This is a genomic window from Micromonospora foliorum (assembly GCF_022229015.1).
Taxonomy (GTDB): domain Bacteria; phylum Actinomycetota; class Actinomycetes; order Mycobacteriales; family Micromonosporaceae; genus Micromonospora; species Micromonospora foliorum.
Map to the genome: position 1 here is coordinate 1 of NZ_JAKKFF010000271.1, position 5,919 is coordinate 5,919.

3 protein-coding genes and 1 pseudogene are annotated in these 5,919 nt (G+C 71.3%); all 4 read left to right on the forward strand.

The window, feature by feature from the left end:
- A partial coding sequence (locus PSH25_RS20080) for a DUF5941 domain-containing protein (protein ID WP_238660555.1) occupies window positions 1-1,563 on the forward strand: 1,563 nt, incomplete at its 5' end.
- A 14-nt stretch (window positions 1,564-1,577) separates the two neighbouring features.
- Window positions 1,578-3,788, forward strand: coding sequence for a bifunctional glycosyltransferase/CDP-glycerol:glycerophosphate glycerophosphotransferase (locus PSH25_RS20085; protein WP_238660556.1), 2,211 nt, complete (start codon window positions 1,578-1,580; stop codon window positions 3,786-3,788).
- A 124-nt stretch (window positions 3,789-3,912) separates the two neighbouring features.
- Entirely contained in the window at window positions 3,913-5,211 is a 1,299-nt protein-coding gene (locus PSH25_RS20090) for an ABC transporter ATP-binding protein (RefSeq protein ID WP_238660558.1), read from the forward strand.
- Window positions 5,212-5,309: 98 nt separating this feature from the next.
- A pseudogene (locus tag PSH25_RS20095) lies at window positions 5,310-5,919 on the forward strand (hypothetical protein); the annotation flags it as partial.

Genomic DNA, 5,919 nt, shown 5'->3' on the forward strand with positions numbered 1-5,919 from the left:
CTGCCGGCGACCGGGGCCGGGTCCGGGGGGTCGGTCGCGGCCGGTGGCCCCGGGTCCGCCGTGGACCGGCTCTTCGCGGGCCTCGCGGCGCTCGGCACCCTGATCTTCGCCCAGCGGGTACGCCTGCTCGTCGCCCACCGGGTCGAGGACCAGGCCGGGCTGACCGCTGCCGAGGCGGCGGTCACCGCGGTCGACGAGGACCGGGCCGAGCTGCGGCTGTCGGTGAAGGAGCGGGACGACTTCTTCTCCACCTACTTCGTCAGCACCTGGTCGCCGTACGTGGTCCGGCTCTCGGCCCGGCTCCGGCTCACCCCGACCGGGGTGACGGTGATCTCGGTGCTCTTCGCGCTGGGCGCGGCGGTGCTGTTCGGGGTCGGTGGGCGACCCGCGCTGGTCGGTGGCGCGGTGCTGCTCTACCTCGGCTTCGTGCTGGACTGCGTGGACGGCCAGCTGGCCCGCTACACCCGGCACTTCAGCGCCTGGGGTGGCTGGCTGGACACGATGGCGGACCGGGCCAAGGAGTATCTGGTCTACGCCGGGCTGGGCTTCGGGGTGAGCCACGCCGGGCTGGGCAACGGGTGGGCGCTCGCGATCGCCGCGATGACGTTGCAGACCGTCCGGCACATGACCGACACCTGGTACGGGGTGCTGCACGACGAGGCGGCCCGTCGACCGCGTACGGCGACGAACGCCGGCGGCGGGATCGGTGACCGGCTCAACGCGGCGTCGACCCGGGTGCAGGCGGACACCGGGTCGGTGTCGTACTGGCTGAAGCGGACCGTGGTCTTCCCGATCGGTGAGCGGTGGGCGCTGATCGCGCTGACCGTGGCGCTGTTCAACCCGCTGGTCAGCCTGATCGCCGTGCTGGTCTGGGGTGTGTTGGCGTTCGCGTACACCGGTGCGCTGCGGACGCTGCGGGCCCGCTGGATGTGGGTGCCGGTGCTGGACACGGTCGATGCCACCCTGCACCGCGACGACGGGCCGTTGGCCCGCTGGTTGCCGGTGGTGCGCCCGATGGGGCCGCTGACCCTGGCGGTGATCGCCGCGCTCGGCCCGGCGGTGCTGCTGGTCGGGGCGCTGCTGAGTGACGCGCCCGAGGGGCTGCGTTGGGCGGTGCCGGTGGCGCTGCTGGTGCTGCTGGTCGGCGGCCTGGGCGCCGGGGCGGCGCACAACGGTCCGCTGGACTGGCTGGTGCCCGCGGCGTTGCGGGCCGCCGAGTACCTGTTCGCCATCGCGGTCGGGGTGGTCGGCGAGGTGCCCGGCTGGTTGATCTTCGGGTACGTCTTCGTGCTCACCGTGCATCACTACGACCTGACCGCCCGATTGGAGAAGCGACAGGCGGCACCGCCCCTGCACGCGGCGACGCTGGGCTGGGAGGGGCGCTCGGTGCTGTTGGCCCTCGCGGCGATCGCCGGTATTGCGGGTATCGGTCTGGCTACACTCGGTGCGTACCTTCTCGTGGTTTTCGTGGTGAGCGTCGTCCTGGCCTGGTTTGTGCGACCGGCCCGTAGCGCGCGGGCGTCGGTCGCGCCGGCGGGCGCTGGAGGTGCCGCGCCGCGCTGACGGAGGACGGCCGGATGACCCTGATCAGCTTCGTGGTGCCGGCCTTCCGGGTGCAGGGATACCTGCGCGAATGCCTGGACTCCATCCTCGGTCAGCCGGAGACCGACATCGAGGTGATCGCCGTCGACGACTGCTCGCCGGATGCCAGCGGCGACATCATCGACGAGTACGCGGCCCGTGACCAGCGGGTCCACTCGGTCCGGCTGCCGAAGAACGTCGGCCTCGGTCCGGCCCGGAACATCGGGCTGGACCGGGCCGTCGGCGAGTACGTGTGGTTCCTCGACGGCGACGACTGGTTGGCTCCGGAGTGCCTGACCGAGGTCGCCGACCGGTTGCGGGTCACCCGCCCGGACGTCCTGCTCGTCGACCACGTCCGCACCCACTGGAACGACACCGCCACCCGCAGCGCGATGGCCGAGGTGTTCCCGGAGTCCCCGGGTCCGGGCACGTTCCGGTTGCGGGACCGGCCGCAGGCGATGCACCTGCTGCACACCGCGTGGAACCGGCTGGTCCGTAGGGAGTTCCTCGTCGACCTGGGCCTGCGCTTCGCGCCCGGCTGGTACGAGGACGTCTCGTTCAGCTACCCGGTGCTGATGGCCGCGCGGCGGATCGGCGTACTGGACCGGGTCTGCGTCAACTACCGCCAACGCCGCGCCGGCGCGATCACCCGGACCCGGGGTGACCGGCACTTCGAGGTCTTCCCGCAGTGGCACCGGGTCTTCCACCTGATGGATTCGTGGGGGCCGACGACGGAGGCCCTACGACCGGCGGTCTTCGAGCGGATGATCTGGCACTACCTGACCGTGCTCGGCAACGGTCAGCGGATCGCGCCGGAGCTGCGGGAGGCGTTCTTCGCGCAGATCACCGCCGACTACGAGCGTTGGCTGCCGCCCGGCGGCTATCCGGTGCCGGACGGGGTCGAGGGGATCAAGCACAAGCTCGTCGCCTCCGGTCGGTGGCGCACCTTCAGCGCGTTGCGGGCCGCCAGCCGGGCCCGTGACGCCGCCCGCCGGCAGGCCCGCACCGCTCGGCGCAGGGTCGGCCCGGTCGCCCGGCGCGGAGCCCGGCTGACCCGCGACGGGCTGCTGCGCGAGTACTACCGGGCCGAGTCGCGGCGGCCGGTCGACCCGACGCTCGCGGTGTACGCCGCGTACTGGTACCGGGGTTACTCCTGCAACCCGGCGGCCATCTACGAGGTCGCCCGCCGGTTGGCGCCGGGGGTGCGCGGGGTGTGGGTGGTGCGCCGGGACCGGGTGGACACGGTGCCGGCCGGGGTGGAGTACGTGGTGGCCGGCACTCCGGCGTACTACCGGGTGCTCGCCCGCGCCCGGTGGCTGGTCAACAACGTCAACTTCCCGGACTTCGTCCGCAAGCGACCGGAACAGGTGCACCTGCAGACCCACCACGGCACCCCGGTCAAGGTGATGGGGCTGGATCAGCAGCGCTACCCGATCGGCGCGGGCCGGATGGACTTCGCCGGCCTGCTGCGTCGGGTGGACCGCTGGGACTACAGCGTCAGCGCCAACAGCTTCTCCACCCAGATGTGGGATCGGGCGTACCCGGCCACGTACACCACCCTGGAGGTGGGGTACCCGCGCAACGACCGCCTGGTCACGGCCGGTCCGGACGAGGTGCGCCGACTCCGCGCGGAGTTCGGCCTCGACCCCGACGAGCAGGTCGTCCTGTACGCCCCGACGCACCGCGAGCACCTGCCCGGCTACCGGCCACCGTTCGACCCGGACCGGTTCGTCCAGGCGCTGGGTGACTCGGGCCGGTTGCTGATGCGCAGCCACTACTTCCACGACCGGGACCGACGTCCGGGCCAGCCGAAGGACTGGGACCGGGTCCGCGACGTCAGCGGCCACCAGCGGGTGGAGGACCTCTACCTGGTGGCGGACGTGCTGGTCACCGACTACTCGTCGGCCATGTTCGACTATGCGGTGCTGGACCGGCCGATCGTGCTCTACACCCCGGACTGGGAGGCGTACCGGCTGGCCCGGGGGGTCTACTTCGACGTCACGGCGGAACCGCCGGGCGCGGTGGCCTCCACTTTCGCCGATCTGCTCGACCTGTTCCGTACCGACGCGGTGCGTTCGGACGCGGCGGCCAAGGCCCGTGAACATTTCCGGGCCCGGTTCTGCACGTTGGACGACGGGCGGGCGGCGGAGCGGGTGGTGCGCCAGGTCTTCCTCGGGGAGCCGGTCGAGCGGTCAACGCGCTGCTGATCCGGGCTTCTGTCGTGTAATAGCAGTGTCATCGATCGAACATGAGACGTTTACCCGATGTCACAAACCCATGATCCTGGTCACAGTCTTGTGGGGTTCGGCCGACGCGCTGGGGGGGAAGACGGTGAGCACCGTCACGCTCAAGGATGTGACCAAGGTTTTTCGGGATGGCACGCTGGCCGTCGACAGCATCAACCTCGATGTGAACGACGGCGAGTTCATGGTGCTGCTCGGGCCGTCCGGGTGCGGCAAGTCGACGGTGCTGCGAATGATCGCCGGGCTGGAGGAGCCGTCCACCGGCGCGGTCATGCTCGACGGGGAGTTGGCGAACGACCTCCCCCCACGGGACCGCAAGATCGCCATGGTCTTCCAGGACTTCGCCCTCTACCCGCACATGACCGTTGGCGACAACATCGCGTTTCCGCTGCGGCTGGCCGGGATCGAGCCCGAGCCGAGGGGCGAGCGGGTCAGTGACGTGGCGAGCGCGCTGGGCATCGGTGACGTGCTGGCCCGCAAGCCGGGTCAGCTCTCCGGCGGGCAGCGGCAGCGGGTGGCCATGGGCCGCGCGATCGTCCGTCGACCGGGCCTGTTCCTGATGGACGAACCGCTGTCCAACCTGGACAGCGGTCTGCGGGCCGAGCTGCGCGCGGAGATCTCGGGCCTGACCCGCGAGCTGGGCGTCACCACCGTCTACGTCACGCACGACCAGGCCGAGGCGCTCACCATGGCCGACCGGGTGGCCATCATGCGCCGCGGCGTGCTCCAGGACGTGGGCACCCCGACCCAGGTGTACGGCCGACCGGCGACGCTCTACGTGGCGGCGTTCCTGGGCAGCCCACGGATGAACCTGCTGGAGGCGTCGGTCTACGTCCACCTCGACAGGTACGTCACGCTCAACCTCGGTGACCAGTCGCTCTACCTGCCCTGGAACGACATCCGCAGTCGGGCGGTGGCGCACTACCACGGTGAGCGGATCGTGGTCGGCATGCGGGCCGAGGCGCTCACCCCGGTCGCACCGGACAGCCCGGGCGACGTGCTGCGCGGGCGGATCCGCTACCTGGAGCATCACGGGCACGAGTCGTTGGCGTTCCTCGACATCGGCGCGACCGCGATCGTCGTCGACGAGATGGGCGCGCCGCAGGAAACGCCGCCGGTCGGCCAGCGCGGCCTGCGCCGGTTCGGTTCGGTGATGCAGCGGCTCACCGGCAAGCCGGTGGAGGCGCAGGAGGCCCCGCCCAGTGGCGTCCAGACCAGCGTGCTCCCCGATCCGGGTCGGCACCACCGACGCCCGGCGGAGCTGGCGGTGCGGCTGGCGCCGTACCCGGCGGTCAGCGCCGGTCACCCGCTCGCCGTCTCGGTGCGGATGGACGCGCTGCACTTCTTCGACGAGCGTGGCGACCGGATCGACGTGGGTTGGCGCTGACGAGGTGCCGGAGCGGGGTGGCGGGCCGGCCACCCGGTGCCCTACCGTCTGCCCACCTGGTCCACTGTGAATGACTGACCACCGAGAGGGGTGCACCCGTGTCGGGTGACCGTCCCAGCCCGCTCGTCATCGAGCGCATCCTGCGGGATCGCGAAAGCATCTGGCAGCAGATCGTGGCCGAGCGTGACCTCAACGTCCTGACCGGGCGGATGCTGACCAGCTCCGCCATCGCGTTGGCCTGCTACGGGGCGGTGCTGGGCTTCTTCCACAGCCCGCTGATGGCGCTGACCTCGGCGCTGAAGCTGCCACTGCTGTTCCTGGTCACCCTGGCCATCTGCCTGCCCACGCTCTACCTGTTCAACCTGGTCTTCGGCGCCCGGCTCTCGGTGCGGCAGTCGTTGGCGCTGGTGATGGTGGCGATCACGGTCACCTCGATGCTCGCGGTGGCGTTCGCGCCGATCAGCCTCTTCTTCCTGATCACCGCCAACGACTACGGGTTCTTCAAGCTGCTCAACGTGGCGATCCTGACCCTGTCGGCGCTGGTCGGGTTGCGCTTCCTGACCAGCGGGATGCAGGTGCTCAACGACCACGGCCTGCTCGCGCCGGAGGCCGCCACCGTCAAGGTCCACGAACAGGCCAACGTCCAGGCGCCGGCCCTGGCCGTGCCGGCCGCGGTGCCCGCCGGGGTGACGCCGGCCGCCGCGCCGG

Bases quoted from the DNA above. Each gene is read 5' to 3' on its own strand.
- PSH25_RS20085 (WP_238660556.1), top strand. From the start codon at position 1,578: ATGACCCTGATCAGCTTCGTGGTGCCGGCCTTCCGGGTGCAGGGATAC.